Annotated in this window: 26 protein-coding genes and 1 pseudogene; 17 read left to right on the top strand and 10 right to left on the bottom strand. The window is 58.7% G+C overall.

Features of this window, described 5'->3' with window-relative positions; translation table 11 throughout:
• Positions 1-45: 45 nt before the first annotated feature.
• Together DHB74_RS12855 and DHB74_RS12850 are read left to right on the top strand one after the other, a co-directional pair.
• Positions 46-537 carry a M48 metallopeptidase family protein gene (locus DHB74_RS12855; RefSeq protein ID WP_499161643.1) on the top strand — a complete coding sequence of 164 codons (492 nt, stop codon included), beginning with the start codon at positions 46-48 and terminating at the stop codon, positions 535-537.
• Between the two features lie 6 nt (positions 538-543).
• Positions 544-1,992 carry a bifunctional 2-methylcitrate dehydratase/aconitate hydratase gene (locus DHB74_RS12850; RefSeq protein WP_499161642.1) on the top strand — a complete coding sequence of 483 codons (1,449 nt, stop codon included), beginning with the start codon at positions 544-546 and terminating at the stop codon, positions 1,990-1,992.
• Between the two features lie 81 nt (positions 1,993-2,073).
• On the opposite strand, the gene DHB74_RS12845 is transcribed toward DHB74_RS12850, so the two are convergent.
• The 5 genes from DHB74_RS12845 to queC all read right to left on the bottom strand — a co-directional run bounded on the left by DHB74_RS12845 (position 2,074) and on the right by queC (position 6,160).
• Positions 2,074-2,835 (bottom strand): slipin family protein, encoded by a 762-nt coding sequence (locus DHB74_RS12845; RefSeq protein ID WP_499161641.1) that lies wholly within the window; start codon positions 2,833-2,835, stop codon positions 2,074-2,076.
• Between the two features lie 17 nt (positions 2,836-2,852).
• On the bottom strand, positions 2,853-4,286 hold the full coding sequence (locus DHB74_RS12840; protein ID WP_499161640.1) for an NfeD family protein: 1,434 nt from the start codon (positions 4,284-4,286) through the stop codon (positions 2,853-2,855).
• A gap of 109 nt (positions 4,287-4,395) precedes the next feature.
• Positions 4,396-5,112, bottom strand: a complete 717-nt coding sequence (gene queE / locus DHB74_RS12835) for a 7-carboxy-7-deazaguanine synthase QueE (RefSeq protein ID WP_499161639.1) — start codon at positions 5,110-5,112, stop codon at positions 4,396-4,398.
• Entirely contained in the window at positions 5,109-5,465 is a 357-nt protein-coding gene (locus tag DHB74_RS12830) for a 6-pyruvoyl trahydropterin synthase family protein (protein ID WP_036991070.1), read from the bottom strand. The genes queE and DHB74_RS12830 overlap by 4 nt, the downstream gene beginning before the upstream one ends.
• Entirely contained in the window at positions 5,453-6,160 is a 708-nt protein-coding gene (gene queC / locus DHB74_RS12825) for a 7-cyano-7-deazaguanine synthase QueC (protein WP_499161638.1), read from the bottom strand. Before queC ends, DHB74_RS12830 begins: the two co-directional genes overlap by 13 nt.
• 209 nt (positions 6,161-6,369) lie before the next feature.
• Between queC and DHB74_RS12820 the strand changes: the two genes are divergently transcribed.
• From DHB74_RS12820 to DHB74_RS12800, 5 genes are read left to right on the top strand one after another with little or no spacing between them, the layout of a single operon-like run.
• The gene (locus DHB74_RS12820) at positions 6,370-6,795 is read left to right on the top strand and encodes a VOC family protein (protein WP_499161637.1); all 426 of its coding nucleotides are present in this window, start codon (positions 6,370-6,372) and stop codon (positions 6,793-6,795) included.
• 60 nt (positions 6,796-6,855) lie between these two features.
• Positions 6,856-7,248, top strand: a complete 393-nt coding sequence (locus tag DHB74_RS12815) for a VOC family protein (RefSeq protein WP_036991064.1) — start codon at positions 6,856-6,858, stop codon at positions 7,246-7,248.
• A gap of 38 nt (positions 7,249-7,286) precedes the next feature.
• Positions 7,287-7,682, top strand: coding sequence for a DUF1801 domain-containing protein (locus tag DHB74_RS12810; protein ID WP_036991062.1), 396 nt, complete (start codon positions 7,287-7,289; stop codon positions 7,680-7,682).
• 18 nt (positions 7,683-7,700) lie between these two features.
• Entirely contained in the window at positions 7,701-8,357 is a 657-nt protein-coding gene (locus tag DHB74_RS12805; protein ID WP_499161636.1) for a Vat family streptogramin A O-acetyltransferase, read from the top strand.
• The gene (locus DHB74_RS12800) at positions 8,354-9,181 is read left to right on the top strand and encodes an AadA family aminoglycoside 3''-O-nucleotidyltransferase (protein ID WP_074781095.1); all 828 of its coding nucleotides are present in this window, start codon (positions 8,354-8,356) and stop codon (positions 9,179-9,181) included. Before DHB74_RS12805 ends, DHB74_RS12800 begins: the two co-directional genes overlap by 4 nt.
• Before the next feature lie 141 nt (positions 9,182-9,322).
• Here DHB74_RS12800 and DHB74_RS12795 read toward each other — a convergent pair whose 3' ends face one another.
• A complete protein-coding gene (locus DHB74_RS12795; protein WP_499161635.1) occupies positions 9,323-11,179 on the bottom strand; it encodes a carboxylesterase/lipase family protein in 1,857 nt (618 codons plus the stop codon).
• A 567-nt stretch (positions 11,180-11,746) separates the two neighbouring features.
• On the opposite strand from DHB74_RS12795, the pseudogene DHB74_RS12790 reads away from it, so the two are divergent.
• From DHB74_RS12790 to DHB74_RS12775, 4 genes and pseudogenes are all read left to right on the top strand, one after another.
• Positions 11,747-13,456, top strand: a pseudogene (locus tag DHB74_RS12790) (ribonucleoside triphosphate reductase); the annotation flags it as partial.
• The gene (nrdD, locus tag DHB74_RS12785; protein ID WP_074781088.1) at positions 13,453-13,626 is read left to right on the top strand and encodes an anaerobic ribonucleoside-triphosphate reductase; all 174 of its coding nucleotides are present in this window, start codon (positions 13,453-13,455) and stop codon (positions 13,624-13,626) included. The pseudogene DHB74_RS12790 and the gene nrdD, both read left to right, overlap by 4 nt.
• Positions 13,616-14,221 (top strand): anaerobic ribonucleoside-triphosphate reductase activating protein, encoded by a 606-nt coding sequence (locus DHB74_RS12780; RefSeq protein WP_499161634.1) that lies wholly within the window; start codon positions 13,616-13,618, stop codon positions 14,219-14,221. Before nrdD ends, DHB74_RS12780 begins: the two co-directional genes overlap by 11 nt.
• Positions 14,222-14,534: 313 nt before the next feature.
• Positions 14,535-15,125 (top strand): anti-virulence regulator CigR family protein, encoded by a 591-nt coding sequence (locus tag DHB74_RS12775; RefSeq protein WP_499161633.1) that lies wholly within the window; start codon positions 14,535-14,537, stop codon positions 15,123-15,125.
• Positions 15,126-15,140: 15 nt separating this feature from the next.
• On the opposite strand, the gene DHB74_RS12770 is transcribed toward DHB74_RS12775, so the two are convergent.
• Both DHB74_RS12770 and DHB74_RS12765 read right to left on the bottom strand, forming a co-directional pair.
• Positions 15,141-15,314, bottom strand: a complete 174-nt coding sequence (locus DHB74_RS12770; protein ID WP_499161632.1) for a hypothetical protein — start codon at positions 15,312-15,314, stop codon at positions 15,141-15,143.
• 290 nt (positions 15,315-15,604) lie between these two features.
• Positions 15,605-16,531 (bottom strand): 5'-nucleotidase, encoded by a 927-nt coding sequence (locus DHB74_RS12765; protein ID WP_499161631.1) that lies wholly within the window; start codon positions 16,529-16,531, stop codon positions 15,605-15,607.
• Between the two features lie 153 nt (positions 16,532-16,684).
• On the opposite strand from DHB74_RS12765, the gene DHB74_RS12760 reads away from it, so the two are divergent.
• Together DHB74_RS12760 and DHB74_RS12755 are read left to right on the top strand one after the other, a co-directional pair.
• A complete protein-coding gene (locus DHB74_RS12760; RefSeq protein ID WP_499161630.1) occupies positions 16,685-17,416 on the top strand; it encodes a glucose 1-dehydrogenase in 732 nt (243 codons plus the stop codon).
• A 42-nt stretch (positions 17,417-17,458) separates the two neighbouring features.
• Positions 17,459-17,953: a GNAT family N-acetyltransferase gene (locus tag DHB74_RS12755; protein WP_499161629.1), complete on the top strand. Its 495-nt coding sequence runs from the start codon at positions 17,459-17,461 to the stop codon at positions 17,951-17,953.
• Positions 17,954-18,003: 50 nt separating this feature from the next.
• On the opposite strand, the gene DHB74_RS12750 is transcribed toward DHB74_RS12755, so the two are convergent.
• Positions 18,004-18,552 carry a glutathione peroxidase gene (locus tag DHB74_RS12750; protein WP_499161628.1) on the bottom strand — a complete coding sequence of 183 codons (549 nt, stop codon included), beginning with the start codon at positions 18,550-18,552 and terminating at the stop codon, positions 18,004-18,006.
• Positions 18,553-18,683: 131 nt separating this feature from the next.
• Between DHB74_RS12750 and DHB74_RS12745 the strand changes: the two genes are divergently transcribed.
• Entirely contained in the window at positions 18,684-19,082 is a 399-nt protein-coding gene (locus DHB74_RS12745) for a GFA family protein (protein WP_499161627.1), read from the top strand.
• A 75-nt stretch (positions 19,083-19,157) separates the two neighbouring features.
• Positions 19,158-19,490 carry a DMT family transporter gene (locus DHB74_RS12740; RefSeq protein WP_036991265.1) on the top strand — a complete coding sequence of 111 codons (333 nt, stop codon included), beginning with the start codon at positions 19,158-19,160 and terminating at the stop codon, positions 19,488-19,490.
• Positions 19,491-19,505: 15 nt separating this feature from the next.
• Here DHB74_RS12740 and DHB74_RS12735 read toward each other — a convergent pair whose 3' ends face one another.
• Positions 19,506-19,730, bottom strand: coding sequence for a DUF2798 domain-containing protein (locus DHB74_RS12735; RefSeq protein WP_499161626.1), 225 nt, complete (start codon positions 19,728-19,730; stop codon positions 19,506-19,508).
• A 130-nt stretch (positions 19,731-19,860) separates the two neighbouring features.
• On the opposite strand from DHB74_RS12735, the gene DHB74_RS12730 reads away from it, so the two are divergent.
• Positions 19,861-20,451, top strand: a complete 591-nt coding sequence (locus DHB74_RS12730) for a PadR family transcriptional regulator (RefSeq protein WP_499161625.1) — start codon at positions 19,861-19,863, stop codon at positions 20,449-20,451.
• The gene (locus DHB74_RS12725; RefSeq protein WP_499161624.1) at positions 20,441-21,253 is read left to right on the top strand and encodes a siderophore-interacting protein; all 813 of its coding nucleotides are present in this window, start codon (positions 20,441-20,443) and stop codon (positions 21,251-21,253) included. The genes DHB74_RS12730 and DHB74_RS12725 overlap by 11 nt, the downstream gene beginning before the upstream one ends.
• The last annotated feature ends 7 nt before the right edge of the window (positions 21,254-21,260 follow it).

Genomic DNA, 21,260 nt, shown 5'->3' with positions numbered 1-21,260 from the left:
GCCCAGTAAACTGTAAATCCAAGATCATCAAAGCGGAGCTCAGCATTGGCAGCACTCAGATACCTGAGCGGTTATAGCCCAGACTTGCAAAACCGGGTGCAGCAGCTGATTGACGCCGATAAGCTCGGCCCCTGGCTTGAGCAACGTTACCCGCCAGAAGCCCAACACCTGATCCAGAGTGACGCGGCCCTGTACAACTACACTCAGCGCCTCAAGCAACAGCACATGCGCAGCAGCGACCCGGTTAGCAAGGTGTATTTTGATACCCGCATGCACGTCATCGACAACGCCCTGGGCCAGCACCAGTTTGTCAGCCGCGTGCAGGGCAGCAAGCTCAAGCGCAAAAACGAAATCAAGGTTTCCGCCATCTTCAAAACCCTCCCTGAACCGCTATTGCGCATGGTCGTGGTGCATGAACTGGCCCACCTGCGCGTGAAGGAACACAACAAGGCCTTCTACCAGCTGTGCCAGCATATGGAGCCGGACTATCATCAGTTGGAGCTGGATTTGCGGTTGTTTCTGACGTTGGGAGAATAGATCGCCATGAATATCACCGATCTTCGCAGTGCCAAGCGGCCCGAGCCTGACCAGGAGTTGGTCGATATCGCCGAGTATGCCGTCAGGCATGAGATCGATAGCACAGAAGCCTATGAGACCGCTCGTTATTGTCTGTTGGACAGCTTGGCCTGCGGCATCCTGGCTTTGCGCTATCCGGCGTGTACCAGGTTGCTTGGTCCGGTGGTCGAAGGTGCAGAGATGCTGCATGGCGTAAAGATTCCAGGTACCCATTACCAGCTTGAGCCGGTCCAGGCAGCCTGGAACATCGGCGCCATGATTCGCTGGCTGGACTTCAACGATACCTGGCTGGCCGCCGAGTGGGGGCATCCATCCGATAACCTGGGCGGCATTCTGGCGCTGGCGGATTACCTGTCCCGTCAGGCTGTACTCCAGGGCAAAGCGCCACTGAAGATGCGCGATGTTCTTACCGCCATGATCAAGGCCCACGAGATTCAGGGCGTGATTGCGCTGGAAAACGCCTTCAACCGAGTCGGCCTGGATCATGTGATGCTGGTGCGCATCGCGTCTGCCGCTGTATGCGCTGCGTTGCTCGGCGGGACCGAAGAGGAGGTGCTTGGCGCGGTTTCCCACGCCTGGATTGATGGCTCGGCGCTGCGTGCCTATCGTCATGCGCCGCAGGCTGGGCCGCGCAAGAGTTGGGCGGCCGGTGACGCGACCAGCCGGGGGCTGCGGCTGGCCTTGATCGCCCTCAAGGGCGAGATTGGCTATCCGGCGGCTTTGTCGGCCCCGGTCTGGGGGTTCGAGGATGTGCTGTTCAAGGGCAACAAGCTGCAGTTCACGCAGGGCTACGGCAACTATGTGATGGAGAACATCCTGTTCAAGATTGCGTTTCCAGCGGAATTTCATGCCCAAACCGCGGTTGAATGTGCCTTGGCCTTGTATCCCAAAGTGCGTGATCGGCTCGATCAGATTGATCGGATCAGGGTCGAAACCCAGGAATCTGGCATGCGCATCATCAACAAGACCGGACCGCTGGACAACCCCGCCGACCGGGATCACTGCCTGCAATACATGATTGCCATTCCGCTGATGTACGGTGAGTTGACGGCGAAGCACTATGAGGACGCCGTGGCTGTCGATCCGCGCATCGATATACTGCGCGGCAAGATGGAGGTGGTTGAGAACGCAGCTTTCAGCAAGGATTACTTCGATCCGGCCAAGCGCTCCATCGGCAACGCCATCCAGGTTTACTTCAAGGACGGCGGCAAGACCGAGCGGGTGGCGGTCGAATATCCGCTTGGCCACCGCCGCCGCCGGGCAGAGGGTATTCCGCTATTGCTGGAGAAGTGCGAGGCGGCCATCGCCGGTCATTTCGGGCCGAAGCAGGCGGCGGCGATCCTTGCCGCCTGCGATAGCCAGCAGGCGCTGGAAGAGATGCCGGTGAACGAGTTCATGGATTTGTGGTACCTGTGACCAGGTTTGATGGAGTAAGGACAACGAACCGGGGTCAGATGAAGCAACAGCACGGGATAAGACCCGCGCCATTGCCGTTCCTCAGGAGCCGCGCTCATGGCTCTTGATCAGGTTGTGAATCAGATCTATCGGCAACGGGAAAATGATCGTGGAGGCGTTGTCGGTACTCATGTCTGCCAAGGTCTGTAAATAGCGCAACTGCATCGCTCCCGGCTCACTGGACATGACCCGCGCGGCTTCGACCAGCTTCTCCGATGCCTGCAATTCACCTTCAGCATGAATCACCTTGGCGCGGCGCTCCCGCTCAGCTTCGGCCTGACGGGCAATGGCGCGTACCATCGATTCGTTAAGATCCACATGCTTGATCTCGACGTTCGCCACCTTGATGCCCCATTCGTCAGTCTGGGCATCCAGAATCTCCTGGATATCCGAGTTGAGCTTGTCCCGTTCGGAGAGCATTTCGTCCAGGTCGTGCTTGCCGAGCACCGAGCGCAGTGTGGTTTGCGCCAACTGGCTGGTCGCCTCGGCGAAATTTTCGACCTGAATGATCGCCCGCTCCGGATCTACCACGCGATAGTAGAGAACGGCGTTGACCCGCACGGTCACGTTGTCCTTGGATATGACGTCCTGGGCGGGAATATCCAGCGCAACCACCCGAAGATCTACCCGAACCATTTGCTGGATGCCGGGAAGAATGAAGATCAGACCGGGGCCCTTGACGCCTTGGAAACGACCGAGGAAGAACACGACCCCGCGCTGGTATTCAGGGAGGATGCGGATGGCTGATGCCAGAATGGCAAGCAGTACGATGAGTGGGGCTAGATAGGGTGCAAGTTCGAACATGATGGATTCTCCCGAGGTTATGGGACGCGTTGGTCATTGGTGGGCTTGAGATGCAATGTCAAACCCTCCACTTTCTCGATAAGGACCGGTTGCCCAGCCTGGATCGGCTGATCAGACACGGCATTCCAGCGTTCGCCGCTGACCTGCACATGGCCACGGTAGTACCCAGGCGGAGCGCCTGCCCACGGCTGGAAGTTGTCGGCAGCGATACCGCCTCGTCCTACCATTGTGTCGATGCCACTGGTTGCCGGTAGGCGCCGGAAACGGGCAAGTCGGGTCAGGATCCACAGCATGAAGCCAGCAGCGACGGCAGCGATGCCCCCGATCATCGGCAGCGACACCTGCTGGTGCGTACCGTCCATCAGGATCACCGAGCCGATAATGAACGCAACGATCCCGCCAACACCGAGAATACCGAAGCTGGGGGCGAATGCTTCAGCCATGATCAGTGCTAGCCCGAGTATGATCAGCGCCAACCCGGCGTAGTTGACCGACAGAACCTGGAACGCGAACAGCGCGAGAATGAGACATACCGCGCCGAGAATACCGGGGAACAATTGGCCGGGGTTCGACAGCTCGAAGATGATCCCGTAGAAACCGATGATCATCAGAAAGAAGGCGATGTTGGGGTTGGTGATGACCGACAGCAGCCGGGTCCGCCAGTTCGGGTCCACCTGCTTGATCACCAGATTGGCGGTCTCAAGGGTCTGGCTACCCGACACCATCACGACACTACGGCCGTTTATCTGTTGCAGCAGGTCGTCGACATCGGTGGCGACGATATCCACGACGTTGCGCTCCAGCGCCTGCTGCGCGTTCAGGTTGACTGCTTCGCGTACCGCTTCCTCCGCCCAGTCGGCGTTGCGACCATGGCGTTCAGCCAGGCTGCGGATGTAGGCTACCGAGTCCTCCAGTACCTTGCGCTCCATCGCAGTGCTACCCCGCCGGGGTTCGTCTTCACTCTCCTTGGCATCTGATTCAGTTGCTGGCTCCGGTTTGTCGGCGTTTGGCATCGGGCTCATCTGCACGGGCGTAGCCGATCCCAGATGCGTAGCCGGCGTCATTGCCGCAATGTGGCTGCCATACAGGATATAGGTGCCAGCACTGGCCGCACGAGCACCGGCGGGCGTCACGTACGTGGCCACTGGCACGGGTGAGGCCAGGATGTCACGGATGATCATGCGCATGGATTCCATGAGGCCTCCCGGGGTATCCATGCGGATGACCACCAACCCTGCCTGCTCTTCTTCCGCCTGTTCGATACCCCGTGCCACATAGTCCATCGTTGCCGGGCCGATAGCGCCTTCAACCGTGAGCACGATGGCACTGCGTTGGCTCTGCTGGGCCTGCGTGCTGGTCATCAGGCTGGCCAGCAGAAAGAGCATGCCCACACCGATAAGACTGGCGGCAAAGGCAAGCATGGCGCGATTGTCAGGGAGGTGGGTAGGCATGGCAGTAGCTCCCCGCTGAGCAGTGGGAGGTATTCATGTCAGCCTAGCAGATCATCCGGGGTATGCTCGAAAACGACCGCAAGCCCGGCCTGGTTTTCGACGAGGGGCGTCATACCCCCCGTTCGTTATTCCAGATCAACACATGCAACTGTGGCAGTACCCGGGGCCGATACCAGTGGTCAGTGGTTACCCGCTCCACCAACCAGCGCAACTGGGTGTTCAGCGCATCCAAATCAGTTTCGCGTTCCGGTTGCTCGGGGGTAGCCGGAGCGGTATTGCATGGCTGCAGATACAGCGGCAGGTGCGGATAGTCGGCTGCCAGCGCTCTCGCCCATTGGTAATCCACCTCATCGGCTATCACCAGTTTGAGACTGACATTGGTATCGGCTCCGGCAGCCGCCAGACAGGACTCGAAGCGCTCTCGGCGAAAGGGCATATCGGAGGAGGGCGGTTTGGGGCTGAGGGTGAGGTGATCGAGCTGGTTGAACCAGGTCTGGGCCTTGCTGCCCTGGGTTTCCATGGCGAAGCGGTGGCCTTGCCGATGGCCGAGTTGTAGCAGTTCCTCGAGCGGCTGCAGCGCTGGATTGCCACCGGAGAGAGTTACCAATATCGGCTCGCCGCCACTCAGCTGGTTCACCTCTGTGAGGATTGCTTCGGCATCCATGCTCTGCCAATCCTTCTTGAAGCGAGGCTCCACCGCGTAGAGCGTATCGCACCAGCTGCAACGAAAATCGCAGCCGCCGGTGCGCACGAAAACGGTGGGCAAGCCGATCAGGGCTCCCTCGCCCTGAATCGTGGGCCCGAAGATTTCACTGACCGTGATCATGGCCGATACTCCGCCCAGGTCTTGGGCGTTTCCGAGACGGCCGCTGCAGTCACTTCAGGCCAGCGAGCCTGAGCCCATTCGCACAGGTGCCGAGCCAGACGCTCGGCCGTGGTGCATTCATCTCCCAGCACGTCGTTCAGGTGGCGGTGATCCAGCTCGGCGTCGATGTACTCCTTGAACGCCTTGAGTTCCAGGTAATCCCGGACGAAGCCGTATTGATCAAGGGTCTTGCTCTGCAGCTCAAGCACTACCACGTAGTTGTGGCCATGCAAGCGGGCGCAGGGGTGCCAGTCGGGCATCTGCTTGAGCTGATGGGAGGCGGAGAAGTGAAACTCTTTCTTTATGGTGTACATGACTTCACCCTCGCTACCGCTTCCTGCCAGTACTGCTTGTCTTGATAAGGCGTGAGGTCGGCCATGCCGGCCAGAGCCATGGCTTCGATACGCTCGACGCAGGTGCCGCAGCGGCCGCAATGCAACTCACCCCCTTCGTAGCAGGACCAGGTATCGGCGACCGGTACCGCATAGCGCGCCGTATCACGGGCGATCTCGGTCTTGTCGGTAGTGACATAGGGAGCAAGCAATGCCACTTCTGCCACGCCATCCAGCGCTTTGGTTTGCATCTCGCTGAACAGGCGGATGAAGTCGGGGCGGCAGTCAGGGTAGATGAAATGATCACCGCCGTGGACCGCCAGGGCCACGGTGTCATGCCCGCGGGCGGCGGCCACGCCGAAGGCGATGGTTAGCATGATGGCGTTGCGGTTGGGCACCACAGTCACCTTCATGTTCTCTTCGCTGTAATGCCCGTGGGGCACGGCGATGTCATCGGTCAGGGCCGAGCCAGACAGTTGGCGGCCGATATGGCCGATGTCCATTATCAGGTGGGGTACCGCGAGTCGCTCGGCGGCGAGGCGGGCGGCATCGATTTCCTTGCGGTGGCGCTGACCATAGTCGAAGGTCAGCAGGGTGCCGAGGGATTGCTCCGCCGCCAGCCGATAGGCGAGCGTCACGGAATCGAATCCGCCGGAGCAGATCAGTAATGCGTTCATCAGGTTTCCTTGTTTTGTCCGGGTAGGCTGCGACCGGGTAAAGCGGGGGCCATTGTAACGTCCGGATCGATCTTGTCCAACGTAATAGCAACCGCCAATCCGAGGTGCGGCTCGCTGAGCTGCGGGGTTGTTGTGCAGCACGCGCAGCATTAAGCTCGAGCAAAGGTTATGCGCGGCAACTGCATCGTTAATCTCCAGAGACCTCTGATATGAAAGCTCGAGTCACCGTTATCACGCTTGGCGTGACTGATCTGGACCGCGCGCTTGCGTTCTACCGCGACGGCCTGGGGCTCCATACGGATGGCGTCATCGGCCAGGAATTCGAGCATGGCGCTGTTGCGTTCTTTGACCTTCAGCCGGGGCTGAAATTGGCGGTTTGGCCTCGCAAGAGTATTGCCCATGACACTGGCCTGCCGCTGGAGGGCCCCAGCGCTACCGATATGACGCTCGGTCATAACGTCGCCTCCCGAGCAGAAGTCGATACCGTGATGCAGCAAGCGGAAGCGGCGGGGGCTGCGATCATCAAACCAGCCCAAGACACTTTCTGGGGTGGTTATGCGGGGTATTTCCAGGATCTCGATAGCCATCTTTGGGAGGTGGTATGGAATCCCGAATTACTGCCTGACGGCGACTGACCAGTTATTACCGCCGCTGCATCGGGCGGGCACTCGACTATTCCGTCTGGGAGCTGAGTCATGAGAATCATCATAAACATCGATGTTCCGGAGCTTGAGCCCGCCATCGCATTCTACTGTGGCGCCTTGGGGCTAGCGCACGAGCGTACGCTGGAGAACAGTGTGGCGGAGCTAACGGGTGGATCTTCGATCATCTATCTTCTGCACAATCCCCCTGGCTCAGATGCGACATCCAGCACATCGGAGGTGCGTCGGTATTCCAGGCATTGGACGCCAGTCCATCTGGATTTCGTTGTAGACGATCTCGCTCAAGCAACAGAACGGGCGCTGAAGGCGGGTGCGAAGCAGGAAAGCGAATGCATCGAGTGGAAGCATTCCAGGTGTATCACTTTCTCTGACCCATTCGGTCATGGGTTTTGTCTTATCGAGTTTGACGGAGAAACTTACAGTTAGATTGCATGCGGTTGGATACGGCAAGAGGAGGATATGCCATGGCGATTTCACCCAAACCAAAATCGACGCGCAAGCCACCCGTACCCGCGGACAGTCACGCTGATATCGAAGACTGGATTGAGCAGGTGATGCCGAGGCTGCATCCCATTGTCAGGTATCTGGATGAATTGATCCGCGAGGCAATCCCCGGTCTGCAGTATGCCGTGAAGTGGAGGGAGGCCTACTACGGATTGCCGGAACGCGGGTGGATCATCCAGATGGTTGCCTACGATGTTTCCGTCAATGTGGTGTTCTTCGGTGGCGCCGAGTTTGATGCGCCTCCCCCGCAGGGCGAAGGCTCCCGCTACGTGAAGGTAAGAAGTCTGGAGGAAGCGCAGGTGCCAGAGATGCGCCAGTGGATCCAGCAGGCAGCAAATGTGGCTGGTTGGAAATGACAATATAGCCAGTGGCTATTGAGGAAAAAAAGCGTGCAAGGTCCTGATCCAGATAATAAACATCCGATGCCAGGCTTTCCGCAGGTCTGCTTCATCAAGAACACCATCAGCAACCCGAACATCCTCGTCGGGGACTACACCTATTACGATGATCCGGATGACTCGGAAGATTTTGAGCGGAATGTGCTTTATCACTATCCGTTCATCGGCGACAAACTGATCATCGGCAAATTCTGCGCTATCGCACGTGGCACCCAATTCATCATGAATGGCGCCAACCACAAGCTGTCCGGTATCTCCACTTATCCGTTTCAGATCTTCGGTAATGGGTGGGAAAAGGTCATGCCCAAACCGGAAGAGCTGCCGTACAAGGGCGACACGGTAATCGGCAATGATGTCTGGATAGGCTACGACGCGCTCATCATGCCCGGTGTGCATATTGGCAATGGCGCTATCGTTTCTTCTCGCTCGGTTGTCGTTGCGGATGTGCCTGCCTATACCGTCGTGGGCGGCAACCCGGCCAAACCGCTCAAGCAGCGGTTCGATCCGGAGGTGGTCGCACGCCTGGAATCATTGGCATGGTGGGATTGGCCAATAGAAACGATCACGCAGCATCTTGAGTTGATCGTCTCTGGAAATATAGATGCACTGGCTGACGTTGCGCCCCGCCAATGAAGAACGTGCTCCCTGCCGAAGTTTCAACGCAACTGTCGCAGGTGCTTGATATGGTCGAGCATCACTTGGCGTCTGCGTTCGTGGCTGCGCATCTGTACGGCTCTGCGCTGGATGGCGGTTTGAAACCATACAGCGATATCGATGTGCTGGTTACCGCAGATAGGCGACTTGATGACGCCGTACGGCAGGCGCTGCTGCTTGATTTGCTGACTGTCTCGGCACCGCCCGGCCAAAGCGAAGCTCTCCGTGCGATGGAAGTGACAGTTGTTGTACGTAGCGATGTTGTGCCGTGGCGTTATCCGCCCAGGCGGGAACTGCAGTTCGGCGAATGGCTGCGCGCGGATCTTCTTTCTGGCATTTTTGAACCCGCTGGCGTTGATCCTGACCTGGCCATCCTCCTGACGCAAGCAAGGCGGCACAGCATGGCGCTGATCGGCCCAGCGGCAAAGGAGCTGTTTGATCCGGTGCCGGAAGATGATCTGTATAGAGTATTGCTCGACACTCTGAAATTATGGAATTCCTTCCCGGACTGGGAAGGTGATGAGCGAAATGTCGTGCTTACCTTGGCTCGCATCTGGTTCAGCGCAGCGACCGGAAAGATCATGCCGAAAAATATCGCTGCTGATTGGGTGATGGAGCGTCTGCCCATTGAACACCAGCCGGTACTGCGTGAGGCGCGGCAGGCCTATCTAGGGCAAACTGAGGATCGTTTGGCCTGTCGTGCGGATGAGGTGGCAGAGTTTATTCTGTTCGTAAAGCATAAGGTTATCGAGCTGCTCGGCACCAATGCGAACGCCTCAACCACCGATGGTAATAGCCCATAACGGTACATAGGTGGCACTGGATCTGTATTTTTCCGGTGCCCGGAGGAGTAGGTGCGCGAGTTTGATTGCGGAGTCGCTGCATCGGTATTGTTTCCCCAGCTGCTGTTACACAGCCGGGGAAGTTCTACTCTCCAAGGGATGTTACGGGGTGGAATAGTTCGCGGATTGGCCAAAGATCACCGGCAAGGTGCCGATCTCCAATGGCGTCAAGCCTGCCTCCGCAAGGGCTGCGGCCCAGGCGGCATTGACGCTGGCTAGCGTCAGCTCCTCGGCGGACATACTGACATCGGCCTCTTCTGCGGTGGCGTCAAATACGATGACCTTATTTTGGCCAGGTGCGAGCGTCCAACGACTCCATTCGGGCTGCGATTCGCTGTAGCTGCCGTTGGGATCACCGTCGCGGGCAAAATCTGCCAGATAATTTATCATCGACTCCTGCAGGGCGACCCGCCCTGGCTGGTTCTGCTCGGTAAAGGGCAATTCGAACAGACCTTCACCCGTGCCAAAGAAGAACGAGATATCCGCCGCGTGTCCTGCGCCGTAGATAAAGTTGAAGGGCGAGGGGCCTGATTGGGTGCCCCAACGGAAATCGTAGGCGTAGGTGGCGGGCTGATGCTCGCTGATCACGCGAGCCAGTTGGTCCACATATTTAGCGCGCCAGGCACGACCGCCATGGTAGCCGGTGAGTTCGTAGGTGTCCTTGTCTTTCTGGGTGGGCAGCACCTCGTCCAGGGTTTGGCTGCCTTCGAAGGCGACATCCAGCAAATCCAGCCAGGTCTTGTCCGGCGGCGAGGGCACGTCAGGCAGCGCACCTTTCACGGCAGCGCCGTACAGCGGCATGAAAGACTTCTGTTCGTACTCGTTGGCGCCCAGGATCAGTGGCACATTGTTGAAATCACCACTGGTAAAGCTGGGAATCCAGCCGCCAGCGGGGATCACCGTACCGTCTTCAATGGCACCATAAGCGCTGAGGGAGCTGTAGTTGAAAACGGCCTGGTACAGATCTCTGCCTTCGGCCGCGCGAAGGTACTCGCCCAGTGTGCCGGTGGCTTCCATCTCTTCACGCAACTGCCTGGCCTGGTCACTGGTTATGGGGGAGTCCGGCGTTTGACGGTCCTCCAGCAGGCGGATCAGCCATTCGATATGACTGTTGGCCGAACTGCGAGCGGCAGCGGGGCTGCGGGTGTTCATCGATCCGCTCTGTGACATGGCGCGGTGGAAGAGCCCGGTTGCCTCCGGTGAGGCCATCAGGTTGAGCACGTTGTGAGCGCCGGCGGATTCGCCAGTGATAGTGACGTTACTCGGATCGCCGCCAAAATCAGCGATATTGGTCTGCACCCATTCCAGTGCGCGAATGGTATCCAGAGTGCCGAAGTTGCCGGAGTCGGAGAGCGGGTCGGCGCCATCGGTCTGCACGTCAGGATGGAAGAACCAGCCCAACGGCCCCAGACGGTATTGGACGATCACAACGACCACGTCCGAATGATTGGCCAAAGTGCTGCCGTCATACTGCTTGGCGGTGCCGAAGTTATTTGAGCCGCCATGGATCCAGACGTAGACGGGCAGTGCTTCATCCTCAAAGCCGCTGCGGTTGGGACGATAAATGTCGACAGTCAGGCAGTCCTCATCACCGACCATGTTTGAGGTGCGCTGCCATTGGGTGGTGGTTTCAGCTTGCACGCATTCGGGGCCGCGCTCGCGCGCATCCAGCGTGCCGCTCCAGTTTTGCGGCGGCAGCGGCGCTCGCCAGCGTAGCTCGTCGAGGGGTGGTTGGGCGTAGGGAATGCCGTGCCAAATCAGCGTATCGTCTGTGGCAAGGCCGATAACCTCACCATTGGCGAGCGTCAGTTTGGCGCGATCGCTTGGCTTGTCAGATGAGCTGCCACCACCGCCGAGACAGCCGGCCAACAGTAACGAGCCGGCAGCCAGGGCGACGGCGGTAGCCAGTAGTTGGCGTTGTGGCGAGGTGGAGCGGGCACTACTTGTGCGACTAAACATCATGCTTCTCCTGGATATTATTTTTATGGACAGAAGGCAAGACAGTCCTTGGGATGTGGCTTTTTCAACTAAGCCAGAATCAAGGTAGACGCGAATGATTGTTCATGAAGCTGGATAAGCGAGGGATATAAGGCCACTGATTGATTGGCTATGCTGGACAGGGAATGTCACATCGGGGGATATCGATGGACCACTATAAGAATCTGAGCGGAGATTCGGGTGTGATCGCCTACGAACTCTCACCAGACGCCATTGTTGTGCAATTCAACAATGGTTGGAAATACGAATACACCAGTCATAGTGCTGGCGCCTCCGCCATTGCTACGATGCACCGTCTCGCGCAGGCGGGTAGAGGGCTCAGCGGCTTTATATCCGCCAATGTACGGGATGCTTACGCACGCAAGTTTCGGTAACTGAACACCAATTGACTCGCTGATGCTGTCCGCCCGGTTCTGAGATGAGGCCGGCTTACCCTGCCGGTAGAATTGATCAATATCAAAGTCATCCCCGTATTTGTGCATATATAGTGCGATTCACTCTTGTATGCACAATATGTGGTGGTTTATGAAGACCTTTCTTGACGTTTCAAGCACCATCGACGAATACCTGAATCGCCAGGATTGGCGGGTCAACGCCAATGCCAACCAGGGCTATTCACTGGGTGGATTGATCCTCAATAGTGCCGGCAAGATCATCGCCAACTACTGGCTCAGCCATGTATACCCGGCGGCGATCGGCCACGCCCACCGCGAAGGCGATATTCATATCCATGACCTGGATATGCTCAGCGGCTATTGCGCCGGCTGGTCGCTGCGCACCTTGCTTAACGAAGGACTCAATGGGATACCGGGGCAGATCGAATCGGCGCCGCCAAAACACATGTCCAGTGCAGTGGGGCAGATCGTCAACTTCCTCGGCACCTTGCAGAACGAATGGGCCGGAGCCCAGGCCTTCAGCTCCTTCGATACCTATATGGCGCCATTTGTGCGCAAGGATCGACTCAGTTATGAGCAGGTCCGCCAGTACATGCAGGAGCTTATCTACAACCTGAATGTGCCGTCACGCTGGGGCACCCAGACGCCCTTCACCAACCTGACGTTCGACTGGGTCTGCCCTGAGGACCTGCGCGAGCAAGTGCCGGTGATCGGTGGAGAGGAAATGCCGTTCCGCTACGGCGAGCTGCAGGCGGAAATGGACCTGATCAACCGTGCCTATATCGAGGTGATGAGCCAGGGCGATGCGAAAGGTCGGGTGTTCACCTTCCCGATCCCGACCTACAACATTACCCATGACTTTCCCTGGCACAGCGAGAACGCCGAGCGGCTGTTCGCCATGACCGCCAGGTATGGTCTGCCTTACTTCCAGAACTTCCTCAACTCGGAGCTGCAACCGAATATGGTGCGCTCCATGTGCTGTCGCCTGCAGCTGGATCTGCGCGAGTTGCTCAAGCGAGGCAACGGCCTGTTCGGCTCGGCTGAACAGACCGGATCGCTGGGCGTGGTGACAGTCAACTGTGCCCGTTTGGGCTATCTGCACCGGGGTGACGAGGCGGGGCTTCTGCTAGCACTGGACAGGCTGCTGGAGCTGGGGCGTGACAGCCTGGAGATCAAGCGCCAGGTGATCCAGCAGCATATGGATGCGGGGCTGTTTCCTTATACCAAGCGCTATCTGGGCACCCTGCGCAATCATTTCTCCACCTTGGGCGTCAACGGCATCAACGAGATGATCCGTAATTTCACCGACGATGCTCAGGATATTACCCATCCTGAGGGGCATGCCATGGCCATCCGCTTGCTGGACCATGTGCGTCGGCGGATGACCGAATTCCAGGAGCAGACGGGGCATATGTACAACCTGGAGGCCACGCCGGCCGAGGGCACCACCTACCGCTTTGCCAAGGAGGATCGCAAACGGTTTCCGGAAATCCTGCAAGCCGGCTCGGCTGACCAACCCTATTACACCAACTCGTCACAATTACCGGTTGGTTTCACCAGTGATCCATTCGAGGCACTGCAGCGCCAGGAGCCGTTGCAGCAGAAATATACCGGCGGCACGGTGCTGCACCTGTACATGGCCGAACCATTGGCCAGCGCCGACGCTTGCCGCCGGCTGGTGCAACGGGCGCTGGCCAACTATCGGCTGCCGTACCTGACCATAACCCCGACCTTTTCCATCTGTCCGCATCACGGTTACCTGAGCGGTGAGCATGAGTTCTGCCCACGCTGCGATGAGGACATCCTGCTGAAAAAGCAAGCAACCCAAGGAGCAACAGCATGAACCAGCAAGCCATTACCACATTGCAAAACCACGAACGCGTACGTTGTGAAGTCTGGACTCGGGTCATGGGATACCACCGCCCGGTATCCTCCTGGAACCTCGGCAAGCAGTCCGAACACCAGGAGCGGCAGTTCTTCCATCCACAGGATGCCGCCGCCGGTGGCTGCTGAGTCACTGCGGGTGGGGGGCCTGGTGCCCCTCACCAGCATCGACTATCCCGGTGAGTTGGCTGCAGTGGTATTCACCCAGGGCTGTCCGTGGCGCTGTGTCTATTGTCATAACCCCGAGCTGCTGCCGGCGCGGGGTGATGTTGAAATACCCTGGAGCCAGATAGTCGAGTTTCTCGACAGCCGCCGTGGGCTGCTGGATGCGGTGGTGTTTTCCGGTGGCGAGCCGACCTCGCAGCCAGCGCTGCCGCAGGCCATCAAGCAGGTGCGGGCAATGGGTTTCAAGGTCGGATTGCATAGCGCCGGCAGCTATCCGCGCAAGCTGGAGAAGCTGCTGCCGCTGCTCGACTGGATAGGTCTGGATGTGAAGGCGAAACAGGCGGGGTACGACCTGATTACACGGACCCGCGATAGCGGCGAAGCGGCCTGGCGTAGTGTCGAACTGGTACTGGCCAGCGGGGTAGACCATCAATTTCGCATCACTGCCCACCCCAGTTGGCTGGAGAGCAGCGACGCCCAGTGGGTTCGTGATCGGTTGCGCGCCATGGGGGCTACATCGGTGGTGATTCAGCAGGGGCGGCCACAGACATCAGCTTGAGGCTCGCAGGGCTTTGCGTGCCATCGACCAGGCGAGTCCCAACCCAACCATCAGTCCGGCCAGCATGATCTGTCCCATCGCGATCACCAGTCCTATGGCGGCATTATTCCCATGCACATTGCCAGCGATGCACCCGATCAGTAACAGCCGGTTTGCCCACAGCAGCGGGACCGAGGTGAGGGACAAACCGAAGTATGTTGTTGTTGTCGGTCACAAAGCGCGACGAGGAGGGCTGGAACGAAGCGCTGGTTGGCAGGTCTGATAATCCGAATGGTGCTTGCAGTGTTATAACCAGCTGGAATGAGGATCTGAAATGAAAAGCCGTATCGCGATAGCCGCATTCCTGGCGGCCGGTTTGCTGGGGGCTACGGCTTATGCTGGGCCGCCTGAAGGAAAAGGCCCTGGGCATAACCGGGGCGAGCACGCCGGACAGGCGGGTAAAGGCAACCAAGGGCAGGGGCGAGGCAATCAGGGCAATCGGGGCAATTCTGACCGCCACTCATCCCGCGAAAGCCGCAAGTATCACGATGACCGTGGGCGCTATTCCGGTTACTTCGATGATCGCCGAGACCGCCAGGGGCATTATCGGGACAGGAACAGGGACAGGGACAGGGAAATCATTGGCGATTTGATCGACGCTGGCATTACCGCGGCGCTCGCCAGGCAATATGCACACAGCGCCGGCTTCGATGGCTACTCCTCGCTACCTCCGGGTATCCGCAAGAACCTCATGCGGGGTAAGCCGCTGCCACCGGGAATCGCCAAGAAGGTGCGATCCGGTGCATTTCTTGAGCGCCTGCCACGGTATTCGGGGTATGAGTGGCAGACGGCCGGAACGGATCTGATCCTGGTGTCCATCGCCACTGGGGTAATTGCCGATATTCTCTACGACGTCTTCGACTGACCATCAACCGGCTGTTCAGGGAATGAACAGCCGGTTGATGGTCACTGTCGGTGGGCCGCACATCACCGAGTTCGAGGAACACTTTGCGAGGTGATTGCCGGTAGCGCTATTGACCTCTACCGCCGCCACCAGGGTGATCAGCGAGACCATGGCAAATACTGGCCAGAACGGCCATCTTTTCATTTTCATGGTTGGCCCCTTTATTGTCGGGTGTTATTTGGCACCATGCCGGATTTCTCCATTGCTTCGGAGCTTAGGCGCCCGGTCCAGACCCGGCCTCGTCCATTTGAGGTAGGCGTCGGTCAAAGCCGACCAGCGGTATCAGTGGGGCTGCCCGGCCGATGGCGGCAGTCGCCAGGGGCAGGAACAGGGGAAGGTCGAGGGTCAGAAGTTGGGTGGCAATCTCAAGATCCGGAGCCAGTTAATCCCACGCGGATCGGCTGACCGCGGTGCCACCGGTATCAGTGGCATAGGGCGAATCACCCCAGATTCGCCACTCCAAAGGGAATATGCACCATTGGGATATCCCCCGCTTCCGATTCCAGATGTGAGCGCTGGTCATCGAAGAACATGTGGGGCTTGAGCACGCTGAGTATCCGGTCCTTTCTCATGCCGCCCAGAAAGAACACCTCGTTCGCATTCACGCCCCAATGTTCCAGCGTGGTAATCACGCGTTCGTGGGAAGGCGCATTGCGAGCGGTGACGATGGCGGTGCGCAGGACGCGCTTGTAGTCAGGGGCCGCTTCCACGGCCTGATCTTCCAGGCGCTGCAGGTGCGACAGTTTGCGAAACAGATCCGCCAAGGGCCCTGGAGTGTGGGGAATGTGCGAGTAGGAGGTCTCATGGGCCTGGAAATCCGCCAGTGAACCCGTCTTGAATACCCGCTCCGACGCATCATCGGCAATCACGCCATCGAAGTCGAAGGCGATACGCAACTCCACATCGTCTACATCATCCACCACATGGCTGGGCAGGACAGTGCCGGCCGGGTGGTCATAATCGATGGCTTCCTGGACATCCGCTTCGTTGGCGCTGAGAAACAACGAGGCATTGAAGGCCGGGATATAGGCATAGGGCGACTTGCCTTCCAGGAAGGCGGCGCGGGTGATGTTCAGCCCATGGTGCACGATGGAGTTGAATACCCGCTTGCCAGTAATGGCCGAGTTGCGGGACAGCAGTACCACCTCAACCGGGCATTGCTCCGGGAATTTCTGATTGATACTCAGAAAGCGCCGCACAAAGGGAAAGGCCACGCCTTTGCCCAGCGGAATATGCAAATGCTCTTGCTGGTACGCCCGGTAGGCTTTTTCCCCTTGCTCGCGAAATACCTGATCGGATTCGGATAGATCGAACAACGCGCTGGATGCGACGGCGATCACCAGTTTCTGTTCGATGGGGTAGGACATAGAGGCGATATACCGTCGGCTTGCAAGGGAAGACCATGGTAGCCGATCTGTATCCATTATCAGTAGGTGCTGGAGAAATCTGGCCGTTTTGCTTGACCAGCTTGGGCAAAGCAGCCACAACAACAGGAAGACTCCGATTCAGGTGAAGGAACCATGGATAACGTTGTGATCGTGACGGGTGCGGGGCGGGGCATCGGCGCTGCTACCGCGAGATTGTTGGCGTCCCGAGGGTATGCGGTATGCGTCAATTACCGTTCCGACAATGCAAGCGCGGAGGCCGTGGTGGCGGCCATCAGCGCAACGGGCGGTCGGGCCTTTGCCTGTCAGGCTGATGTCTCGGTCGAGAGCGAGGTGCGTGCGCTATTCGATGCTGCGGAGCAGCGTTTCGGCCCAGTAACGCATCTGGTGAATAACGCCGGCGTGTTGTTCTGCCAATCACCGCTGGCCGAGATGAGCGTCGAGCGTTTTAACAAGGTGCTGACGACCAACGTGACCAGTTGCTTTCTGTGCTCGCGGGAATTCGTGCAAAGGGCGAAATATCCGGGCGCTATCGTCAATGTCTCATCGGTGGCAGCAAGAACCGGCTCACCCTTTGAGTATGTGGATTATGCCGCCTCCAAAGGTGCTGTCGACACGCTGACCAAGGGCTTGTCACTGGAGCTGGCTGCACGAGGTATCCGGGTAAATGGGGTGAGGCCGGGATTCATTCATACCGACATGCATGCCGATGGCGGCGAGCCGGAGCGTGTTGAGCGGCTGGCGCCCCAGATTCCCCTGCAGCGAGGAGGGGAGCCGGAAGAGGTGGCCAATGCCATTGCCTGGCTGTTGTCTGACGAGGCGTCCTATGTGACGGGCTCGTTTATGGACCTGGCCGGCGGTAAGTAGTAAAAAGCAGGCCTTATCAGTGCGCAGGAGCAACTCAGCGTTATGAATATCAGAGAAGCCACGAAGGATGACTTCGATAGCATCTGGCCGATTTTCCACGAGGTCGCTGCGGCTGGCGATACCTATGCATATCCGCGTGATACCACTCGGGAGCAGGCGTTCGCGCTGTGGATGGATTACCCGCGAAAGACCTTCGTCTGCGAAGAAGACGGGCAGATTCTGGGCACCTATTACATCAAGACCAATCAGGCGGGCCCCGGCGATCATGTCTGCAATTGCGGGTACATGGTGTCCTCGGCAGCGCGGGGGCGCGGCTTGGCTTCGGCCATGTGCGAGCATTCCCAGGAAGTTGCCGTCCAGCTCGGCTATCAGGCCATGCAATTCAATTTCGTCGCCTCCAGCAACGGGGGCGCGGTGCGGCTGTGGAACAAGCTTGGTTTCGCTACCGTGGGGCGTTTACCCAAGGCGTTCAACCACCCGTCCCTGGGCTATGTGGACGCGCTGGTCATGTACAAGTGGTTGGATGCACCCCAGTAAGGGCTGATCCGCGGGCGGCGGCAGATCACCACCCGCGGTAGTCGGTCGGCTCAGGCGCCTTTGGCCAGCTCCTGCTCGATCGCAGTGACCAGCCGCGGATCGTCCGCCGCCGTATCCGGTGCGAAGCGTGCAACGACTTCACCGTTACGGTTGATCAGGAATTTCTCGAAATTCCACAACACGTCCGCGGGGTTTTCCGGGTTGACGCCGAAGCCCTTCAGGCGCTCACGGAACGGACCATCACCGATCGCCTGCGGCTGCTGAGCGGTCAACTGGGTGTACAGGGGATGCTGGTCATCACCCAGCACCGAGATCTTCGAAAACAGCGGAAAGTGCACATCATAGGTGGTGGAGCAGAAGTCGCGGATCTCTTCTTCCGTGCCGGGTTCCTGCCCCTTGAAATTGTTGGCTGGAAAGCCGAGCACCTCCAGACCCTGCTCGCGCTTGGCCTGATACAGCGCTTCGAGTCCTTCGTACTGAGGCGTCAGCCCGCATTTGGAGGCAACGTTGACTACCAGCAATACCTTGCCGCGGTAATCGGCCAGGCTGCCGGGCGTGCCATCGATCTTGTTCAGTGGAATGTCATACAGAGCAGTCATTTGTTTTCTCGTTTCTGGTTAGCAATCAGATATCGAAGGTAGCAGAACTTGTCGACGAGCAGCAGCTCACCGTGAAAATAGGCGTGCCGCTTTTGCACTAAGCTCAATGCATCAACAACGGGAGGTGGATCATGGCCTTATCAGGAAGCTGTCTATGCCAGGGGGTGCGCTATGAGATTCAGGGTGAGCTGAAGAATGTATACAACTGCCACTGTTCGATGTGCCGCAAGCTGCATGCGGCGGCGTTCCGGACCAGCGCCAAGATCCGCTCAGCGGACTGGAAAACCCTGCAGGGTCAGGAGTTGATCAGGTTCTACGAGTCGTCGCCGGGTGAGCACAAGGCGTTCTGTTCGGTCTGCAGCTCCGGCCTGTTCACCCGGTTCGATGCCCAGCCTGACGTATACGGCTTTCCGCTGGGCACCCTGGATACCGACCCCGGCGTACAGCCGCAACGCCACGTGTTTGTCGGTAGCAAGGCGCCCTGGTTCGAGATTACCGATGACTTGCCGCAGCATCTCGAACTGGACTGATCAGGGCATCCGGCCCGGGCGGGTCCGTTTATCTGCTGCTATTATCCGGGGCCGATAACGAGAGAGCGCTGGGTGATGAAACACTGGATATTCCTGTCCGTGGCGATTGTCGCCGAGGTGATTGCCACCTCGGCATTGAAAGCCAGTGAGGGGTTCACCAAACCGCTGCCGACTATCGTGATGGCTGTCGGTTACGGCATTGCGTTCTACCTGCTGGCGTTGACGCTACGCACCATTCCGGTGGGCATTGCCTACGCCATCTGGTCCGGTGCGGGCATCGTGCTGATTACGGCAGCGGCATGGTTTCTGTACGGCCAGAAGCTGGATGCGCCCGCGATTATCGGCATGGGCCTGATTGTCGCCGGGGTGGTGGTGTTGAACGTGTTTTCCAAGGCGGTAGCGCACTGACCGGCTGGCTCTGCTTCACTTCTTCTGCAGGCTGATGGCAAAGCGGCTGATTCTGGGTGCGCCAATGATGATCAGGGTGAATGCGATCGGCCAGGCAATATAGGCGGCGCGCCACCAGCGCGACAGGAAGTTTTCGGTGAAGCCCGTGTTTGCCCAGGTGATAATGAAAGTCATGATCGAGACCATATAGATCGACATCAATATCGATGAAACCAGGGGTACGTAACGCGCATTGATCATTTTGCTCTCCACCACAAAAAAGCCCGAAAGTGTAAGCCATGCCGACCGACATTGACATACGCTGACTCGAGATATATCTTACGACTCATATTTGTATCGTAAGATATATTCTGTGTCGAGAGAGAAGGCTATGCAGAAAGAGACCGGCCGGCAAGCACGCCAGCGTGGCAATCCACTCACGCGCGGGCGAAAATTCAGCGCCGATGAGCTGCAATTGACGCTGTTGTGGTTTCTGCGCGATGCACCAGCTCATGGCTATCAACTGATCAAGGGCTTGAGCGAACTGTCCCAGGGGTATTACAGCCCCAGTCCCGGCGTGGTGTACCCAGCGTTGACCCAGTTGCAGGAACGGGGCCTGGCTGAGGTGGAGCAGCAAGGCAAGCGCAAGAGCTACCGCATTTCTCCAGCCGGTCTCGACTATCTGCAGACGCACCACGAGCGGGGTGCGCTGTTGATCGCTACCCTGCGCCATGCGGCGAAAAAGATGCAATGGCTGACCCTGTCCGGCGAAAGCGAGGCCCAGGCGAGCGCCGCTACCGGCTGGTTGCCGGAGTTCATTCAGGCTCGCAGGGCGCTGCGTACCGCGCTGTTGGCCGGCGACGATGCCGACCATACCCAACAGCGCCGCATGGCTGAGATCCTGCAGCGCGCCGCAGCAGACATCCTGAGCGTTTCAGGCAATCCTGATTTCATCCGAGGCGAGGACCACCATGACCAATGACCTGCTGGCGGTACAGAAAGTACGGCACCCGATCAAGATACGTATGCTGGAAGTCAAACGTGTCACCGAATTGAGCCCCGCCATGCGCCGTATCACCCTGACCGGCGAGGATCTCCTCGGATTTCATTCCGCTTCCTTCGATGACCATGTGAAGCTGTTGGTACCGGAGCAGGCAGGCGTCAGCCCCCATATGCCCACCCTGGGCGACAAGGGCCTGGAGTTTGCCGAGGGCGTACCCAGGCCGGAGCTGCGCGACTACACGCCACGCCGCTACGATCCGGTCAGCAACGAGCTGGATATCGACTTCGTGCTGCATCACCAGGGGCCCGCAACGGACTGGGCAACCCATGCCGAACCCGGCCACCTGTTAGGCATTGCCGGGCCGCGGGGCTCCTTCGTCATTCCAACGGCCTTTGACTGGCACCTGCTGGTCGGTGACGAGACCGCCATTCCGGCGATCGGCCGTCGTCTGGAAGAGTTGCCAGCTACGGCCAAGGCGGTGGTGATCATCAAGACGACAACCGAGCAGGCCAGAATCGACTTCGCCTGCGAGTGCGCACTCGATGTGCGCTGGGTAACCGAATCGGGCCCCACAGAGGCCGGAATGGGCGCGCTGGAAGCCGCCGTGCGTGAGTTGACCCTGCCGGAAGGCGAGGGGTATGCATGGGCGGCGGGGGAATACAGTGACATCCGCGCGGTACGCCAGTATCTGTCCGAGGGGTTAGGGCTGGACAAGGGCCGCATTCGCGCCGCGAGCTATTGGCGCCAGTCGCAGGCCAACAGCCACGAGCACTTCGACTGACGTGGCC

The organism is Pseudomonas sp. G11-1, assembly GCF_024031555.1.
GTDB classification, from domain to species: domain Bacteria; phylum Pseudomonadota; class Gammaproteobacteria; order Pseudomonadales; family Pseudomonadaceae; genus Halopseudomonas; species Halopseudomonas bauzanensis.
This window is presented reverse-complemented; position numbering and strand designations above follow the sequence as displayed.